General features: G+C 69.4%; 13 protein-coding genes. 6 read left to right on the forward strand and 7 right to left on the reverse strand.

Going from position 1 to position 17,390, the window contains the following annotated elements:
• Nucleotides 1-27: 27 nt before the first annotated feature.
• From AB0M51_RS14135 to AB0M51_RS14150, 4 genes are all read left to right on the forward strand, one after another.
• Nucleotides 28-651 carry a histone deacetylase gene (locus AB0M51_RS14135; protein WP_344187397.1) on the forward strand — a complete coding sequence of 208 codons (624 nt, stop codon included), beginning with the start codon at nucleotides 28-30 and terminating at the stop codon, nucleotides 649-651.
• Between the two features lie 117 nt (nucleotides 652-768).
• Nucleotides 769-2,136, forward strand: a complete 1,368-nt coding sequence (locus tag AB0M51_RS14140) for an NAD-dependent succinate-semialdehyde dehydrogenase (RefSeq protein ID WP_344187396.1) — start codon at nucleotides 769-771, stop codon at nucleotides 2,134-2,136.
• Between the two features lie 81 nt (nucleotides 2,137-2,217).
• Nucleotides 2,218-3,672, forward strand: coding sequence for a hypothetical protein (locus tag AB0M51_RS14145; protein WP_363749448.1), 1,455 nt, complete (start codon nucleotides 2,218-2,220; stop codon nucleotides 3,670-3,672).
• A 23-nt stretch (nucleotides 3,673-3,695) separates the two neighbouring features.
• Nucleotides 3,696-4,565, forward strand: a complete 870-nt coding sequence (locus AB0M51_RS14150) for a hypothetical protein (protein WP_344187394.1) — start codon at nucleotides 3,696-3,698, stop codon at nucleotides 4,563-4,565.
• On the opposite strand, the gene AB0M51_RS14155 is transcribed toward AB0M51_RS14150, so the two are convergent.
• Nucleotides 4,523-5,158: an excalibur calcium-binding domain-containing protein gene (locus AB0M51_RS14155; protein ID WP_344187393.1), complete on the reverse strand. Its 636-nt coding sequence runs from the start codon at nucleotides 5,156-5,158 to the stop codon at nucleotides 4,523-4,525. The two genes, AB0M51_RS14150 and AB0M51_RS14155, sit on opposite strands and share 43 nt — an antisense overlap.
• 117 nt (nucleotides 5,159-5,275) lie before the next feature.
• Between AB0M51_RS14155 and AB0M51_RS14160 the strand changes: the two genes are divergently transcribed.
• The gene (locus tag AB0M51_RS14160) at nucleotides 5,276-5,788 is read left to right on the forward strand and encodes a PaaI family thioesterase (protein ID WP_344187392.1); all 513 of its coding nucleotides are present in this window, start codon (nucleotides 5,276-5,278) and stop codon (nucleotides 5,786-5,788) included.
• Here the strand turns inward: AB0M51_RS14160 and AB0M51_RS14165 are convergent.
• From AB0M51_RS14165 to AB0M51_RS14185, 5 genes are all read right to left on the reverse strand, one after another.
• Nucleotides 5,779-7,041, reverse strand: coding sequence for an aminotransferase class I/II-fold pyridoxal phosphate-dependent enzyme (locus tag AB0M51_RS14165; RefSeq protein WP_344187391.1), 1,263 nt, complete (start codon nucleotides 7,039-7,041; stop codon nucleotides 5,779-5,781). The two genes, AB0M51_RS14160 and AB0M51_RS14165, sit on opposite strands and share 10 nt — an antisense overlap.
• A gap of 45 nt (nucleotides 7,042-7,086) precedes the next feature.
• Entirely contained in the window at nucleotides 7,087-9,486 is a 2,400-nt protein-coding gene (locus AB0M51_RS14170; protein ID WP_344187390.1) for a sialidase family protein, read from the reverse strand.
• A 63-nt stretch (nucleotides 9,487-9,549) separates the two neighbouring features.
• Nucleotides 9,550-11,964, reverse strand: coding sequence for a penicillin-binding protein (locus AB0M51_RS14175; protein WP_344187389.1), 2,415 nt, complete (start codon nucleotides 11,962-11,964; stop codon nucleotides 9,550-9,552).
• A gap of 124 nt (nucleotides 11,965-12,088) precedes the next feature.
• Nucleotides 12,089-12,811 (reverse strand): hypothetical protein, encoded by a 723-nt coding sequence (locus AB0M51_RS14180; protein WP_344187388.1) that lies wholly within the window; start codon nucleotides 12,809-12,811, stop codon nucleotides 12,089-12,091.
• Nucleotides 12,812-12,902: 91 nt separating this feature from the next.
• On the reverse strand, nucleotides 12,903-13,940 hold the full coding sequence (locus AB0M51_RS14185) for an alcohol dehydrogenase catalytic domain-containing protein (protein ID WP_344187387.1): 1,038 nt from the start codon (nucleotides 13,938-13,940) through the stop codon (nucleotides 12,903-12,905).
• Between the two features lie 101 nt (nucleotides 13,941-14,041).
• Here AB0M51_RS14185 and AB0M51_RS14190 point away from each other — a divergent pair, with 101 nt between their 5' ends.
• Nucleotides 14,042-14,902 carry a helix-turn-helix transcriptional regulator gene (locus AB0M51_RS14190; protein ID WP_344187386.1) on the forward strand — a complete coding sequence of 287 codons (861 nt, stop codon included), beginning with the start codon at nucleotides 14,042-14,044 and terminating at the stop codon, nucleotides 14,900-14,902.
• Nucleotides 14,903-14,905: 3 nt separating this feature from the next.
• Here the strand turns inward: AB0M51_RS14190 and AB0M51_RS14195 are convergent, their stop codons facing one another.
• Nucleotides 14,906-17,104 carry an AAA family ATPase gene (locus AB0M51_RS14195; protein ID WP_363749449.1) on the reverse strand — a complete coding sequence of 733 codons (2,199 nt, stop codon included), beginning with the start codon at nucleotides 17,102-17,104 and terminating at the stop codon, nucleotides 14,906-14,908.
• Nucleotides 17,105-17,390 lie beyond the last annotated feature (286 nt).

Raw genomic sequence — 17,390 nt, forward strand, 5'->3', positions numbered from 1 at the left:
CTTTGGCCCACGGAAGGTGCAAGCGTCATGGATCAGGTCTGGTACGTCGCCTACGGCTCCAACCTCGCCTTGGCACGATTCACCTGCTACTTGTCCGGCGGACAACCACGAGGTGGCGCCCGGGTGTATCCCGGCTGCCGCAACCCCGCCCCGCCGGCACGCTCCTCCGGCGTACTGGTCCCCGGCGGACTCGTCTTCGGCGGTGCCTCGAAGGTGTGGGGCGGCGGATCCGCCTTCTACAACCCGGCCGCCGACGGTTCGCTGGCCGGGCGCGCGTACCTCCTCACAGTGGACCAGTTCGCCGACGTCGCGGCCCAGGAGATGTGGCGCGAACCCGGCGGCGCCTACGCACACGAACTCGCCGCGATCCTGCCGTCCGTCGCCCACCTGCATTCCGTCGGCCCCGGTCGCTACGAGACGGTGGTCCGCCTGGGCGACCTGGACGGCGTACCGATGTACACGATCACCCACGGGACCATCGGTACGCCTGTCGCGCCCACGGCGTCGTACCTGCGCTGGATCGCCACTGGCCTCGTCGAAGCACACGCCTGGACCGTCGACCAGGTCGTCGACTACCTGCACGCGGCCCCCGGCGTCCAAGTCGGCTGGACACCCGCCGCACTGCTGTCAGCGCTCGACGGCGAGGAATAGCCGGCGCCGAAGAAGCTGCTGGATTCGACCAGGTACCTGGAGACCAGCCGTACCGTCCACGCGACACGAGAGAGGAGACTGTATACAGTATGTGGAGTTGCTTCTCTGGATGGAGGGATGTCGATGTACTCGGTCACCGATCCGGCGCGTGGGGTGTTGGTGGAGGAAGTGGAGAACTGGACCGACGGGGAGGTGGCGGCCGCGGTCGGTCGGGTGGCGGGGGCGTACGCGGGGTGGCGTGAGTGGAGTGTGGGGGAGCGGGCGGGGGTGGTGGCCCGGGCCGCGGAGTTGTTCGCGGAGCGGGCCGAGGAGCTGGCGGGGATCATGACGCTGGAGATGGGGAAGCGGGTCAACGAGGGTCTCGGCGAGGTCGGTGTCGTCGTCGACATCTTTCGGTACTACGCGGAGCACGGGGAGGCGTTGCTCGCCGACGAGATGCTCGACATCAAGGGTGGTACGGCGGTCATCAGCAAGGGACCGATCGGCCCGTTGCTCGGGATCATGCCGTGGAACTTCCCCTGCTACCAGGTCGCCCGGTTCGTGGCGCCGAACCTCGTGCTGGGGAACACGATCCTGCTCAAGCACGCCTCGATCTGTCCGCGGTCGGCGCGCGCGATCGAGGAGATCCTGCACGCGGCCGGCGTACCGGAGGACGTCTACGTGAACACGTTCGCCTCCAGCCGGCAGATCCCGGCGATCCTCGCCGATCCGCGGATCGCCGGGGTGTCGCTGACCGGGAGCGAGCAGGCGGGGATCGCGGTCGCCGCCGAGGCCGGGCGGAACCTCAAGAAGACCGTGCTCGAGCTCGGCGGCTCCGATCCGCTGATCATCCTCGACGCCGACGACCTCGACGAGACCGTGAACGCCACCGCGACCGCGCGGATGCGCAACTGCGGCCAGTCCTGCAACGCCCCGAAGCGGATGATCGTCCTCGCGGACCTCTACGACGAGTACGTCGACCGGCTGACCAAGCGTGTCACCGAGTACTACGTCCCGGGCGACCCCGCCGACCCGTCGACCACCCTGCCTCCGCTCGCATCGGCGGCGGCCGCGGACGAGGTCGCCGCCCAGGTCGCGAAGGCCGTCGAGCAAGGTGCCACGCTGCGCGCCGGCGGCCGGCGGATCACGCCCGGTGCGTACCTCGAGGCCACCGTGCTCACCGATGTCACACCCGCCATGGACGCGTACTACGAGGAGATCTTCGGTCCGGTCGTCACGGTCTTCGAGGCCGCCGACGAGGACGACGCGATCCGGCTCGCGAACGACAGCCCGTTCGGCCTCGGCGCCTCGGTCTGGGGCACCGACCCGGCGCGCAACCGTCGCGTCGCCGACCGCATCGACGCCGGCATGGTGTACCTCAACCGGGCCGGCGGTTCGCAGGCCGACCTCCCGTTCGGCGGCATCAAACGCTCGGGCCTCGGCCGCGAACTCGGCCCGGCCGGTATCGAGGAATTCATGAACAAGAAGTCGATCCGGCTCAGCTGACAGGAACCGGTCACTCGGGCTGCGGATGCTCCTCTCAGCGGTGACAATTGGTCCACCAGTTCGTGACCGAGAGCGGTGCCGATGAGCTATCAGCAGTATCCGCCCCCGCAGGGCCTGCCGTACCCCGGACCAGCACCGAAATTGCCTGACCGCCGGCCCCGTGATCCACTGGCCGTTGCCCTGGGCAACGCTTCGCTGCTGGGTCTCGGGTACTTCCTGATCCGCCGCTGGCTCTTCGGCGTCCTCAGCCTCGCCGGTACGGCGGTCCTGGTCGTCCTGCTGTGCATGCAACGGAAGACAGGCTACGAGTTCGCGCTGATCGGGTGGGGCCTGCTCCAGGTCGTGCACGGCTGGTTCCTGGCCCAGCGCCACCCCGTCCGGACGGCGAACCTCACCAAGCGGCTGGTCGCGCTCGGCGTCACGCTCCTCGTGTTCGGGGGCGTGGCCTTCGAGCGGTACGACGTACACCGGATCGACAAGGACGCCGTCGCGGCACGGCAGGCCGGCGACTGTCCGGGCGTCCGCGCGGCGCAGGCGAAGTACAACGTCGGGCACCGGATCGGCGAGGCGCCGAGGACGGTCCGGGTCGAGACCGATACCGACGCCTGCGACAAGATCGACGCGGCTGCGGCCGTACTGCGGAGCGCCCGGCCGGAGGCCGACACCGCCCGGCTGCAGGTGGGATTCGAGATGCTCGCCGCGGTCGTCGCGCAGCCCGATCAGCAGGCGACCACACGAACGGCGCTGAACGAGTTCCTGCGCGGGCTGCCGCTGAAAGACGCCTGCCAGACGGTCGCGATCACCGAGTGGCTGCGCGGGCGGGCCAAGGCCGGCAACCTGCTCGACGAGGCGAAGCAGATCGTCCCGAAGATCGAGCCGAACGCGCTGCTCGGCTGCGGCGACGCCAAGTTGAAGAGCTCCGACTGGACGGGCGCGCGCAGCACCTACGTGCTCCTGGTGCAGCGCTACCCGCACGCCAAGCAGACCGCCCGCGCGCAGGCGGGGATCAAGAAGGCCGACTACGAGATCCTGCAGGCGAAGATCCAGGCCGAGCTGGCCCGCGTCCGTGAGCTGGTCAGCTCCGGTGACTACTGCTCGACTCCCGCCAAGTACAGCCCCGCGCCGAAGCTGCGGTCCGGCCTCAACCGCGCGGTGTTCGCGGGCTCGACCGACTACACGAGCAAGCTGCCGTCGCAGTGGAAGGGCACCACGGCCGACAACGCCGCGATGGTGATCTGTGCCGGCGATGACACCCAGGGAGCAGCCGTCCGCACGTGCCCGTACCAGCCGTTCGTCGGTGGCGGCACCGGCATCCACTACGTGACCTTCCACAAGATCGCGGTGCCGGTCCAGGTGTACGAGCTGCGCACCGGGCGGCTGATCCAGAAGACCACCGTGCAGATCAGCGGATCCGTCTGCCCGGCAACGATCTCGTACACGACGTACAACGGCATCGGGGCCCCCGATCCGGACCAGTACGTCCGGGCCACGAACAGCACCATTCAGGCAGCGTTCCGGCCGCTCGTCGTGCGATAGTAGGCCCAGCAGAGGGGGCCATGATGAGCGAGCCTGCCGGTTACTCGATCAAGACGTACCGCTACCTGCGGATGGCGATGGTGGCGATGATCGTGATGCTCGCCGCGGCGGTGCTGATCGAGTGGTCGAAGACCTCCCCGCACTGTCTGCAGACGTCGATCAGCGCGTACTACTACACGCCGGTCCGGGCGATCTTCGTCGGCGGGCTGATCACGATCGGCGTCTGCATGGTGGTGCTGAAGGGCAACACCGAGATCGAGGACATCCTGCTGAACGTGGCCGGCATGCTGGCGCCGGGTGTCGCGCTGGTGCCGACGCCGGGGCAGGGGACCTGCCACTCGGTGCCGGTGGTGCTCGGCGACGCGTCGGCGAACGTCGCGAACAACATGCTCGCGCTGTTCGTGGTCGGCGTACCGTGCCTGCTGCTGACGGCGTACTTCGTCGTCCGCGATCGGCTCCGGGAGCCCGGCGCGTGGACTCCGGCGTACGCGCTCGGGCTCGCCGTCGCGGTGCTGATCTTCGGCGGCGGGCTCGGCTGGTTCCTGGTCGACCGGTCCGGGTTCATCGGGCACGCGCACTACGCGGCGGCGATCGTCATGTTCCTGTGCATCGTCGTGGTCGTGCTGGTGAACGCGGAACAGCTCCGCCGCAAGCACGACGTACCGCGGTCACGGGCCAACCGGTACTCCGTGATCGCGGTCGCGATGGTCGTCGTACCGCTGCTGATGGTCGCCTGGGCGAAGCTGTTCGGATGGGCGCACGCGGTGCTCGGGATCGAGGCCGCGCTGATCGTGCTGTTCGCGGCGTTCTGGATCATCCAGACCGCGGAACTCTGGAGCGAGGGGCTCCGTCAGGAGTTTCCGCGGTCGCAGGCCACGCCGTCGCCGTTGTGATCGAGCTGCTCCGTGTAGCCGGGGTCGCCGCGACGTAGCGGGGCTTTGCCGGCGGCGCGGACCTCGGCGCAGTTCTTGTAGACGACCTGTGCCGGAGTCGCTGGTGGGGCGGGCGTCGGCGTCATGGTGGGCGTCGGTGCCGGGGTTGGGGTCGGGGTCGGCATCGGGGTCGGCGTCCGCCGTTCCGTGGTCCGTTCGTCGGCGGGCGTGGGCGTCGGCGTACTGGCGATCAGCCGGACCGGTTGCTCCGTACGTCGTGGTGCCGGCGTCGGCGTTCGTGTGACCGGGCTCGCCGGTACCGGGGTGGCCCGGTACAACGGCGCCGTACTGGTCTGCTCGCTGTTTCCGAACGGGTTCAGCAACACGACGACCATCAACGTCAGCGGTACGACGACGATCGCGAGCGTGGTCGTGCGGCGGGGTCCGCCGTACCGCCCGATCGGTCCGCGGACGGGGCGGCCGTCCTCGTCGACCCAGAACGCCCAGCGCCTGGGCGGTGGCGGCCAGGTCTCCGGCGGTTGCCAGCGACGCGGCGGTCGCCAGTCCGGTCGCGGTGGTGCGGGCCATTCCGGCGGTGCGTTGAACTGCCTCACTTCGATCCTCCCCGCGAGAGCCTAGCGATCGCGGCCGCGGCCGAACAGATTCATACGTTTGCTCCTGGAGAGCTAAGTCTCGTTGACAGACTTAGCCGACGGTGTGAGGCTCGGTCCATGACGGAGACTCAGCAGGGCGTGCGGAGCCGGACCTTCGAATGGGCGGATCCGGCGGCGACGGCGGCCCGGCTCGGACGGTCGTCCGGCCTGGAGATGCTGCAGGCGATGCGCGACGGGGACCTCCCGGCGCCGCCGATCCTGCACCTGGTCGGCGGGACCGGCTTCGAGGTGCAGGAGGGCAAGGTGACGGTGCTGATGCCGGCCGCCGAGTTCCACTACAACCCGCTCGGCACCGTCCACGGCGGTGTCATCGCGACCCTGCTCGACACCGCCGCCGGCTGCACCGTCCACTCGACGCTGCCGGCCGGCTTCGGCTACACGTCACTGGACCTGATGACCCGCTTCATCAAGCCGGTCACGGTCGAGTCCGGCGTACTGCGCTGCGAGGGCGGGATCATCAGCCGCGGTCGCCGTACCGCGGTCGCCGAAGCGCACCTGTACGACGAACGCGGCAAACTCCTCGCCCACGCAACCTCGAACTGCCTGATCTTCGAACTGCCTCAGGCCTGATCGGCCAGCAGCTTCTCGCTCGCCACCAGGCGGACGCAGGTGGCCAGGCCGGTGATCGCGGCCTCCACCTCGGGGAGCTCGGGGTAGGTCGGGGCGATCCGGATCGTCTGGTCGGTGGGGTCGTCGCCGTACGGGTGGGTGGCGCCGGCCGGGGTGATCGCGATACCGGCCGCCTTCGCCTTCGCGACGACCTCGCGGGCGCAGCCCTCGGGGACCTGCAGGCTGACGAAGTAGCCGCCGGCGGGCGCCGTCCAGGACGCGAGCCCGGTGCCGCCGAGCTCCGCGGTGAGGATCTTGTCGACCGCGTCGAACTTCGGCCGGATCAGGTCGGCCAGCGTCCGCATGTGCTCGTGCAGACCCTCGGCGTCGCGGAGGAACTGCACGTGCCGGAGCTGGTTGATCTTGTCCGGGCCGATGCTCCGCTTGACCGTGTGGCTCAGCCACCACGTGATGTTGTCCGGGGACGACCCGAAGAACGCGACGCCCGCACCGGCGAAGGTGATCTTCGAGCTCGACCCGAACACGAACGCCCGGTCCGGGTGCCCGTTCTCCGCGCACAGCGCGAGTACGTCGGCCAGTTGCGCGGGGGAGTCCGTCAGGTGGTGCACGGCGTACGCGTTGTCCCAGAAGATCCGGAAATCCGGCGCCGCGGTCTCCATCGCGGCGAGCCGGCGGACCGTCTCGTCGGAGTACACCGTGCCGTCCGGGTTGCTGTACTTCGGCACGCACCAGATGCCCTTGATCGCGGCGTCCCCGGCGACCAGCCGCTCGACCGCGTCCATGTCCGGGCCCTCGGGCGTCATCGGCACCGGGATCATCTTGATCCCGTACCGCTCGCAGATCCCGAAGTGCCGGTCGTACCCCGGCACCGGGCAGAGGAACGACAGCCCCTCGACGTCGGCCCAGCGGGTCTCCGCGCCCGGCACCTTCCCGAGCAGCGCGAACACGACCGCGTCGTGCATCAGCTCGAGGCTCGAGTTCCCCGCCGCGAGCAGCTGCTCGACCGGAACCTGCAGGTCCTCGGCGAAGATCGCCCGCACCTCGGGCAGCCCGTTCAGCCCGCCGTAGTTCCGCAGGTCGGTGCCGTCCGCCGACACCGGATCCCCGCTCAGCCCGAGCACCCCGTTCGCCGCGTCCAACTGCTTCGGCGACGGCTTCCCGCGGGTCAGATCCAGCTTGAGCCCCTTCGCCACCAGCGCCTCGTAGTCCTGGCGCGCACGCTCAACCTGGGCAGTCAGCTCATCGACACTCACGGGGAGTCCTTTCACAAGTACTAGGTGTTGGCCCAAGCCTAATGACTACTTCGGCAGCTCGATCTCAAGGGTGTAGTAACCCCCACCCGCAGGCGGGATGTCGAACGCGGCCGCCAGCAGTTTGCCGTTGTCCACCACGCCTGAGACAAGCCCCTGCCGCCCACGCCCCTTCGAACGGTCCCCGGGCACGTCCACGGCTTTCCAGGTGCGGCCGTCCCGGCTGAACCAGGCGGCTGCGTCGGTGTCGTCGCCGGTGCCGGTGTTGCCGAGCGCGAGGATCCCGCCGGACACCGGAACGAGCTCTGCGACGAAGGCACGGCTGGGTACGGCGATCTGGTTCGTCCACGTCAGGCCGCCGTCGGTGGAGGTCCACGTCACCCACCCGCGCTCGGTGTCGCCGTCCTTGCGGATGTACTCGCCGGTCGCGACCAGGGTGTTCCCGGCTCGTGCGAGAGTCTGGACGCCCGCCGACAGCACGCCCTTCGCGAGGGGCAGGTTCACGACCGTCTTCCAGTCGGTCCCGTTCGGCGACAGCCAGACCGCCTGAGTGCCGTCACCGCGATCACCCGCCGCCACGAACTGTGGGCCTACCGCGAGCACCGTCCGCATCACGGCCTCGTCGGTCCCCACGGTCCGCAGGTTCTGCCCCGTGGTACGCCGCGTGGTGTCGTCGGCGGCCGCCTTCGCCGGCAGCGCCTTGCCGCCCACACCCTCGATCCACGATCGCCCGTCCTTCGAGTACGCCGACCACGCGTCGGTGTGCTCGTCACCGTCGAAACGCTGGCCGACCACGACCCAACCGGACGGCCCGACGGCGATCGCCCGAGCGTCGGGTCCGCCGTACGGCGACCGGGCTCCGACGCCGAAGACCGTGGACGTGGCCGCGGTCCAGCGGTCGTCGGCACCCCGGATCCACACCGCGGCGCGCTGACCGATCGGCAAGGTCTGCGCGCCGACGGCAACAGCGCGCCCATCGGGCGTCACCGCGGCGTTGTGCAGGTCCTGCGTCACGCCGTTCGTTCGTCCGGGCAGCGTGACGGCCTGCCAGGTCGACCCGGTCCGGGTCCACCCGGTCGGGGCGTTCGCCACGTCGCCCACTGCCACCAGGTCCTTGCCGACCCGAAGGAGATTGTTGACGGCCGCGGACGGACGTCCGGCAGCAGCCCCGGCGGGTAGCACGACCGGTGACACGCGCGCTCCGGCGTACCGCCAGATCGATGCCTCGGTCGAGCCCGAGCGGTCGTCGGACCCGACCAGCACGGTGGCACCGTCGACCGCTACCGAATCGGCGACGACCTGCTTACCGCGGCCGCGTTGGCTCTTCTGATCGGTGACGTCGGCGAGCTGTGCCCAGCTCGGTCCGGCGGCGACCGTGGTGTCCTCGGTGGTCGAAGAGACCTGCGTCGTGGCCACCCACTCCTTCCCGGCCTTCACCAGCGTGCCGGGGATGTCCTCGTACGACGAACCGAGCGCCCACGGCGTCGCCGCGCCCCGCCAGGAGGCGCCGGTGGGACCGCCCTCGACCACCACCGCGTCCCAGGAGTTGTGCTCCTGGTCGAACCCGCTGCCCTGGACCAGGGCGAAGAACTTGCCGTCGCTGACCGTGAGAGCGTTGTTGTACACCCGGGAGTCGGTGGCGATGGTGCCGTTGACGGCCGCTGCCCGGAAATGCCGGCCGCCGTCGGTGGAGTACCAGTACTGGAGCCGCTCGGTGTGCTCGGCGTCGTCGGGTGTGGAGAGGTTGCCGGCCACCACCACGGTGTTGCCGGAGGCAACTATCTGGTCGCCGTCGGCGGCTCCGGGAACGGTCGGTGTGAGACCGATCGACGGTCCCTCGGTGCGGTGCCAGGTGATGCCGTCGGCGGACTGCCAGTAGACGATCTTCCCGTCGGCGAGGGTGCTGCCGCCGACCATCGCGAAGCCGGTCGGTGTGGCGGTGATCGCGTTCAGGTAGTCGGTTTCGTGGATCACCTTCGGATCTGCGGGAAGCCGTCGCCAGGTCGCCCCGTCGGTGCTGTGCCAGATCACGCCGGTGGGATTTCCGTCACCGATGGCAACGAACCCGGCCGGGCCCGCGGCCAGCGCGAGTACGCCTTCGAAGGTCGACGAGCGCTCGACCGAGTCCTTGTCCAGCTCGCGCCGGGTCCAGGTCCTGCCGGCGTCGTCGCTGCTCAGGAACAGCGGACGGCTCACGTTGTCGGACTGGTCGTAGCCCGCCGCGACCACCCGGCCCTCGCGCGCGGCGACCGCCTTCAGCACCTGGTCCGTCCGGTCACCGGCCGGATAGACCTTGTCGGCCGCCTGCGGCGTGGTCGGCTGGCCGAAGTCGACAGGCTTCGCCGCCGGGCGGTCGGTGGTACTGCGGGTCGAGTCAAGTGCGGAGGTGCAGGCGGGCAGGACGAGGAGTAGGCAGACGGCTGTGATGCGGAGCCCCAGGCGCTTCATGCACGGGAGTCTACGGAGCGTGAGCGCCTGTGTGGGGCGACTTGTTCGGGCCTGTGGACAACCTCAGCCGCGTTTACACTTCGGAAACCGGGGATCCCACGGGGGGCAGGTCGGGATGTTCGGCGGCGGCTTGATCGTTGCCGGGGGCACCGGTGGGGTCGGGGGAGTGACCGGTGGCGGGGTCGGCTTGGCCTTGCTGCCGTTGGAGATGAACAGGGTGACCGTGCTGCCGGCGGGGGCGCCGTCCTCCTGGCGGGGGTTGGTCCAGGCGACCGTGCCGTTGGGGGCGTCGGAGTCGACCCGGGCGCCGTGGTCCATCTGGGCCTTGAAGCCCATCGACAGCAGCTTGGCGGCGGCGTCGGCGGGGGTCATGCCCTTCAGGTACGGGAGGTCCTTGACGTTGCCGCGGATGATCTTGTCGTCGGCCTTGACGAACTTCGTCGACGGCAGGCCCTGCAGCGCGAGCTGCATGGCGGCCTCCCAGATCGGGCCCGCGGTCCCCGAACCGGACGCGTCGTGGAGTGTCTTGCCGTTGAAGGTCTGATTGATGATGTTCTCGAGCCGCGGGTCGGCGTCCGCGACGACGGACGCGGCCGCGAGCCGTGTCGAGTACCCGGCGAACCAGACGGCCTTGTTCTCGTCGGTGGTACCGGTCTTGCCGGCCAGGTCGCTCTTGCCGAACTTCAGCTTCGCGCCGGTGCCGCCCTTGGCCATCACCTGCTGCAGTACGTAGTTGACACCGTCCGCGACGCCCGGCGACAGCACCCGGTGGCAGTTCGGCCCGGGGGTCGGGATCTGCTTGCCGGTCTTCAGCGAGGTGACCGAGGTGATCACCTGCGGGCTGCAGTACATGCCGCGGGCCGCGAAGGTCGCGTACGCGTTGGACAGCATCAGCGGCGTGACGTTACCGGCCGAACCGAGCGTGTACGAGATCACCTGCTTCAGCGGCTTCAGCTCCTGTGCGTCGTACATGCCGAGCTGATCGGCAATGGTGGCGATCGGGCAGAGGCCGATCTGCTGGGACAGCTGCAGGAAGTAGGTGTTGGTCGAGGCACGGGCCGCGTCGACCATCGACGGGTCGAGGACCGTCTTCGTCGAGTTCTTGGGGTTGTACGACGCGACCGAGATCGGGCCCTTGCACGTCTCGAAGGTCTTGCCACCGAGGCTGATGGTCTGCGGGGACCGGATCCGGTACGTCGTCGGCACGCCGCGGGCGATCGCGGCGGCGATCGTGAACGCCTTCATCGTCGACCCGTTCTGGAACCCGCCGAAGCCGCCGGGGTAGGACTTCTCGACGTTGTAGTTGTACGCCGTCTGCCCCTTCTTCGCGCCGTACGGGCGGCTCTGCGCCATCGCCTTCACCAGGCCGGTGCCCGGCTCGACCATGGTGACCGCGCCGATCACGTCGTCGGTGGGCTTGGAGTGCTCCGCGATCGAGGTCTCGGCGGCCTTCTGTGCCTTCTGGTCGAGCGAGGTCCTGATCACCAGGCCGGACGTCTCGATGTAGTTCTCGCGCTCCTCCTTGGTCTTGCCGAAGGCGTTGTTCTCCTTCAGCTTCGCCATCACGTACTCGCAGAAGAACGGGTACTTCGAGTTCGCGCAGCCGTTCGGGATCACCTTGACCGCGGCCGGGTTCAGCACCGGGGTCTTGATCGCGTCCTGGGCCTGCTTGGCGGTGATGATGTTGAGTTCCTGCATCCGCCGCAGTACGACGTCGCGGCGGGCCTTGGCGCGCTTCGGGTTGTCGATCGGGTCGTAGCCGTTCGGGTTCTTCACGATCCCGGCGAGCATCGCGGCCTGCGGCAGGTTGAGCTTGGCGGCGTGGACGCCGAAGTAGTGCCAGGCCGCGGCGTCGACGCCGTACGAGCGGTCGCCGAAGAAGGCAAGGTTCAGGTACCCGTTGAGGATCTGTCCCTTGGTCATCTGCTTCTCGACGGCGATCGCGTAGCGGAGCTCGGCGACCTTCCGCTCGTAGGTGTCCGCGGTGGCTTCCTTGACCTCTTCCGGCGTGCGCGCCTTGTTGATCAGGCTCTGCTTCACGTACTGCTGGGTGATGCTGGAGCCGCCCTGCTGGACGCCTCCGGCCGACTGGTTCCTCAGCAGCGCCCGGAGCGTTCCCTTGAAGTCGAGGGCGCCGTGCTCGTAGAACCTGTCGTCCTCGATCGCGACGATCGCCTTCAGCATGATCGGGCTGATCTGCTTGAGCGTGACCGGGGTCCTGTTCTGCTGGTACAGGGTCGCGATGACCCGGCCGTCCGCGTCCTGGATGATCGACTTCTGGGCCAGCGGTGCCGTCTCCAGGTCCTGGGGCAGGTACTGGACCGAGTCGTGCGCCTTCGCCGTGGTGACGCCGACCAGGCCGGCGAACGGGAGGGCAAGTCCGGCGGTCAGTGCTCCGGCGACCGCACTCGCCACCAGGAACACGAACACCGACCACACGACATTGGGCCGCTTGGCCCGCCGCTCGCCTCTGTGCATGGTTGGGCAGAGTACGTGAGGAGAGTGCTTTCCGGGAGTCTCCTCGTTACGGAATTTACACATTAGCCCAACGATCTCACCTTCGGTGACCGTCGCCTCACTGCGTGCCGACGTTTCGGGATGCTCAGGAACCACTCCAGACGACCACGTCGAAGACCGCCCGGTGGCCCATACCGTACTCGTTGTCCGGCAGGGCCGTGACGCGGAGGCGGGCGACGTTCCCTTCGTTGGTCTGCAGACAGAGCACGGTCGACCTCGAGAGTTGCTGCTGCTGGACGCCGCCCTCGGGCCCGATCGAGGCGGCGCACTCCCGGTACCCGGGCAGGCTGGGGGAGCGCTTCGTCCAGCGGGACATCACAGTGCCGGTCGTGCCGGACATCTGATGGCCGAGCAGCATATAGATGTCGCTGTCGTAGTAGCCGCCCAGGACAGGGGGTACGGCGTCCAGGTCCTTGGCGTCGGTGTCGAGCACCAGCGAGCCCTGCCAGAGCACGGCGCCCGCCGTGGAGCTCGGGTTCGCCGTTCCGGGCGGCTGCGAGCCCGTTGGCCGGGTAGGCGGCGGGGTCGGCGCGGTAGGCCGTGATGACGGCGGCACGGTGGTCCTGACGGTCGTACCCACGGTGACGGGGACCGTGACCGTCACCGGCGGAGACCCCGGCCCCGACGTGACGCTCGGGCCGGCGACCTTGTCGTCGCCGGACGAGCCGAGGACCGGAATCAGCGAGGTGATCAGCGCGGCCACGATGCTCGCGCCGGCGGCGATCCAGGCGGCGCGTTGATGCCGCCCGAACCAGCTCTCCCGCGCGCGGCCGCCGTCCCCGTCCGTCTCTGGTCCTTCGTCCGCCACTGTGCAGCCGCCCCCACTGCTCGAGCCGTTCCTACGAACTTCCGAGGCTAGCAGTCAGTGACGGTCCGACCGCCGTCAGTGCCGTGTCGCCTCAGGGCTGGATCAGGACCTTCAAGGCGGTCCGGGCGTCCATCGCGGCGTATCCGTCCGGGATGCCGTCGAAGTCGACCGTCCGGTCGAAGACCTTGCCCGGCTCGACGGTGCCGTCGAGGACGCCCGGGAGCAGCCGTTCGACGTACGCCCGTGCGGGAGCCGGTCCGCCGGTGAGCGTGACGTTCGGCAGGAACAGCGTGCCGAACCCGATCGGCGCCTCGTCGTACTGCGGGACCCCGACCCGGCTGATCACCCCGCCCGCGCGGACGACGCCGAGGGCCTGCTCGTACGCCGGCAGGTGCCCGACCGCCTCGAGTACGACGTGAGTACCGTCGCCGCCGGTCAGCTCGCGGACCTTCTCGATCCCCGCCGTACCCCGCTCCGCGACCACGTCGGTGGCGCCGAACTCGACGCCGAGGTCGGTCCGGTCCTTGTGCCGGCCCATCAGCACGATCCGCTCGGCCCCGAACTGCCGCGCCGCGAGTACGGCGAGCAGCCCGACCGCTCCGTCGCCGATCACGGTGACCGTGGTCCGCGCCGACACTCCGCCCTTGAGCGCCGCGTGGTACCCGGTGCCGTACACGTCGGACAGCGTCAGCAGGGACGGCAGCAGCGCCGGGTCCACGCCGCCGGGGACCTTGACGAGCGTCCCGTCCGCCAGCGGTACCCGGACCGCCTCCGCCTGGCCGCCGGCCACGCCGTTCGCGTTCCAGAACCCGCCGTGCCGGCAGGACGTCTGCAGGTCCTCCCGGCAGAAGTCGCAGGTGCCGTCGGACCAGGCGAACGGCGCGATCACGAAGTCGCCCTTGCGGAGCGTGCCGACATCGCGCCCGACGTCCTCCACGACGCCGACGAACTCATGTCCCATGGTCTTCCCGCCCGGCGTGTCCGGCAGGTTGTGGTACGGGTGCAGGTCGCTCCCGCAAACGCAGGACCGCACCACCCGCACCACGGCGTCAGTTGGTTGCTGGATCACCGGATCCGGTACGTCGATCACCCGCACGTCTCCGGCGCTGTACATGTAAGTCGCTCGCATGGCTCCAGTGAAGGCGGTCCTTGCCGGCCCTGGCAGTGCCTGTCTTTCCAGGTAATGCCAGTGCCTCCCTTGGCGTGGCGGTGGTCCGTAGTCTGGAGGACATGGACCACCGGGCGGAGATCAAGGAGTTCCTCAGCTCGCGGCGTGCACGACTCAGCCCCGAGCGGGCCGGGCTGCCGGCGTACGGCGGCAACCGCCGTGTGAAGGGCCTGCGCCGGGAGGAGGTCGCGCTGCTGGCCGGCGTCTCCGTGGACTACTACGTCCGGCTGGAACGCGGTCACCTGGCAGGCGCGTCCGAGAGCGTGCTGGAGGCCCTGGTGCGGGCGTTGCAGTTGGACGAGGCCGAGCGGGACCACCTGTTCGCGCTGGCCCGGGAGTCGGACGCAACCCCGGTACGCCGCCGTCCCGCGACCAAAGGCGTCCGTCCCGCGCTGCAACAGGTGCTGGAGGCAATCACCGACGCGCCCGCGTGGATCCGCAACGCCCAGTTCGACATCCTCGCAGCCAACAAGCTGTCCCGCGCCCTCTACTCCTCCCTCTTCGCCGACCCACACCCGAACACGGCCCGCTTCACGTTCCTCGACCCGGCCGCGCAGGAGTTCTTCGTGGACTGGGACCGCGCAGCTGACGACATCGCCGCCGTACTGCGCCTGCAGGCCGGCCAGAACCCCCACGACAAGGCCCTCAGCGACCTGATCGGCGAGCTGTCGACCCGCAGCGAGACCTTCCGGACCCGGTGGGCGGACCACAACGTCCGCTTCCACCGCTCCGGCCGCAAGAAACTCCACCACCCGGTCGTCGGCGACCTCGAGATCGACTTCGAGGCAATGGAGTTCCCCTCCGACCCCGGCCTCACCATGGTCGTCTACACCGCCCCCACCGCCACCCCCACCGCCGACGCCCTCAAACTCCTCGCCAGCTGGTCAGCCACCCAGCAATCTGTTGCCCCGGACAAGGAATAGTCGTCACCGGTGTCTCAGGGTGGGTGGGAGGTTGCCGAGGATGGTGAGGTGTTTGGTGGCTCGGGTGATGGCTACGTAGAGGTCGGAGAGGCCTCGGTCTGAGTCGGTGACGATGGTGGCGGGGTCGGCGATCAGGACGTTGTCGAACTCGAGGCCTTTGGACTGGGGGACGTCCAGGAGGGCGGCGGTGCCGTCGAGGACGGACGGGTCGTGGGTGTGGGCGATGTCGGGGAGGGCGGCGGCGAACTCGGCGTAGCGGGACGTGGGGACGATGACGGCCAGCCGGCCGTCGCCGACGGAGTCGCGTTCGGACTTCACCGCGGCGCGGACGGCGTCCATCAGGGCGTCGGCGGGGACCGGGTCGATGTAGGGACGGGTGCCGGTGTCGCGGACCGACGTAGGTGGTCGCAGGGCGGGGTCGATGGCGGCGAGGACATCGGCGGCGACGGTCATGATCTCGGACGGGGTGCGGTAATTGACCGTGAGCTCGGCGGTGCGCCAGCGGCGTGGGGCGTAGTGGTCGAGGAGTTCGGCCCAGGAGCGGACGCCGGCCGCGGAGCCGGTCTGGGCGATGTCGCCGACCAAGGTCATCGAGCGGCGCGGTGCGCGGCGCATCAACATCCGCCAGTCCATCGCGGACAGTTCCTGGGCCTCGTCGACGATCACGTGGCCGAACACCGACGTACGGTCGATTCTGCGCTCGTCGGCCGGTGCCGGGTTCGCCAGCTGCTGCGTGCGCTGGGCGATCAGGTCGCGGAACTGCTCGATCTCCCAGGGCATGACCTCGATCCGCTCGGCGGTCAGCTCGATGTCGACCACACCGCTGGCGTACTCCCGGTTCGCGTCCTCGGCGGCGGCCGCTTCCGCCGCCTGACGCTTGCGCCCGACAACGATCTCGGCGGTCTCGCCCAGGAGTTCGGCGGCCTCGTCGAGCAGGGCGGCGTCCGAGGGCGTCCAGTCGGCCGCGAGCGGCCGCAGTACGGCGGAACGCTCGGCCCCGGTCAGGTACGGCGCGGCCGCGGCGAGACGGTCGTCCGACGAGAACAGGACCGAGACGAGCAACTCCGGCGTGAGCTCCGGCCACAACCGGTCCAGCAGCTCGAGAACGTGGTCGTCGTCGAACAGTTCCTGCTGGATGTCCTCGACGTCCGCGTCCCCGACGTACTGCCTGCCGATCCGTTCGACGACCTGGTTGGTGAGGGTCTTGAGGATCCGGCGGACGAACAGCGGCCGGGCCCGGTTGTGCAGCGGCTGCGCGGCGAGCGCGCCCTGCTGCGCCTTCCGGATCGCGTCCGGGCGCAGCACCAGCTCCTCGGAATTCAGCTTCAGCCGGACCGGCCGGGCCGGCACCACCCGGAAGCCGGCGATCGCCCGCGCGATAACGTCGGCCATCGCCGCCTCGCCCTTGATCCGCACGGCTTCGGCCGGCTCCGGCGCGGTCGCGGTCACGCCCGGGAACAGCTCGCCCACGGTCGCGAGCACGACGTCGTTCTCGCCGAGCGAAGGGAGTACCTCGTCGATGTACCGCAGGAACGTCGTGTTCGGCCCGACGACCAGTACGCCGGTCCGTCCGAGCTGCTCGCGATGTGTGTAGAGCAGGTACGCCGCCCGGTGCAACGCGACCACGGTCTTGCCGGTGCCGGGGCCGCCCTGTACGACGAGTACCCCGGGCAGCCCGGAGCGGATGATCTCGTCCTGCTCGGACTGGATCGTCGCGACGATCTCGTTCATCCGGCCGGTGCGGCTCGCGCCGAGCGACGAGAGCAGCGCGGCCTCGCCGATCAGCGTGCCGCGTTCGTTGTCGGCGAGCGCGTCGGCGTCCAGCAGGTCGTCGTCGACGCCGACGACGGTACGGCCGTGCAGGCGGATGTGCCGCCTGCGCTTCACGCCGAGCGGCTCGGCGGACGTGGCCCGGTAGAACACCTGCGCGACCGGCGTCCGCCAGTCGATCAGCAGCGGGTTGTAGTCGTCGTCGAACAGTCCGATCCGGCCGATGTGGAACCGGTCGCCGGCCGTCTCGTCGATCCGGCCGAAGCACAGGCCGCGTTCCACCGACGACAATTGGGCGAACCGGCCGGAATACAGCCGCGTGAAGGATTCCCGCTCCGAGGCGGCCTGATCGGTGCCCACGGTTTCCTCGGCCTGGACCCGGCCGAGTTCACCGCGGGCCTTTTCCCGTAGTACGTCGAGCCGCTCGTACATCGCCGTCACTTCCCCTTGCTCTGCGGCGATCTCCTGTTCCAGCACCCGTGCCCCCGATCTTTTGTGTTGCTTTGCCCGAAAAGCTTTGATATTCTGTTCTTGGAAGCCCCGAGAGGGCTTCTTTTCATTTCCCGGCACAAATACCCGACGATACCTTTTCCGGTGACCGTCGGCAACGGCCCGGCCTCAAACGCCCGCTTCACAGCGGACTCCCAGGAAAGCTGAAGCACCCGCTCAGCGCCGGACTCGACACTGAGACGAGTTCGTCGTCCCTGCGAGGAGTCCC

The sequence above is a fragment of the Kribbella sp. NPDC051137 genome (assembly GCF_040682535.1).
Taxonomy (GTDB): domain Bacteria; phylum Actinomycetota; class Actinomycetes; order Propionibacteriales; family Kribbellaceae; genus Kribbella; species Kribbella karoonensis.

What these genes read in the sequence shown, in the direction of transcription:
- AB0M51_RS14150 (WP_344187394.1), top strand. Translation starts at nt 3,696, where the DNA reads ATGAGCGAGCCTGCCGGTTACTCGATCAAGACGTACCGCTACCTGCGG.
- AB0M51_RS14140 (WP_344187396.1), top strand. Translation starts at nt 769, where the DNA reads ATGTCGATGTACTCGGTCACCGATCCGGCGCGTGGGGTGTTGGTGGAG.
- AB0M51_RS14190 (WP_344187386.1), top strand. Translation starts at nt 14,042, where the DNA reads ATGGACCACCGGGCGGAGATCAAGGAGTTCCTCAGCTCGCGGCGTGCA.
- AB0M51_RS14175 (WP_344187389.1), bottom strand. Translation starts at nt 11,964, where the DNA reads ATGCACAGAGGCGAGCGGCGGGCCAAGCGGCCCAATGTCGTGTGGTCG.
- AB0M51_RS14135 (WP_344187397.1), top strand. Translation starts at nt 28, where the DNA reads ATGGATCAGGTCTGGTACGTCGCCTACGGCTCCAACCTCGCCTTGGCA.
- AB0M51_RS14170 (WP_344187390.1), bottom strand. Translation starts at nt 9,486, where the DNA reads ATGAAGCGCCTGGGGCTCCGCATCACAGCCGTCTGCCTACTCCTCGTC.
- AB0M51_RS14145 (WP_363749448.1), top strand. Translation starts at nt 2,218, where the DNA reads ATGAGCTATCAGCAGTATCCGCCCCCGCAGGGCCTGCCGTACCCCGGA.
- AB0M51_RS14160 (WP_344187392.1), top strand. Translation starts at nt 5,276, where the DNA reads ATGACGGAGACTCAGCAGGGCGTGCGGAGCCGGACCTTCGAATGGGCG.
- AB0M51_RS14185 (WP_344187387.1), bottom strand. Translation starts at nt 13,940, where the DNA reads ATGCGAGCGACTTACATGTACAGCGCCGGAGACGTGCGGGTGATCGAC.
- AB0M51_RS14195 (WP_363749449.1), bottom strand. Translation starts at nt 17,104, where the DNA reads ATGTACGAGCGGCTCGACGTACTACGGGAAAAGGCCCGCGGTGAACTC.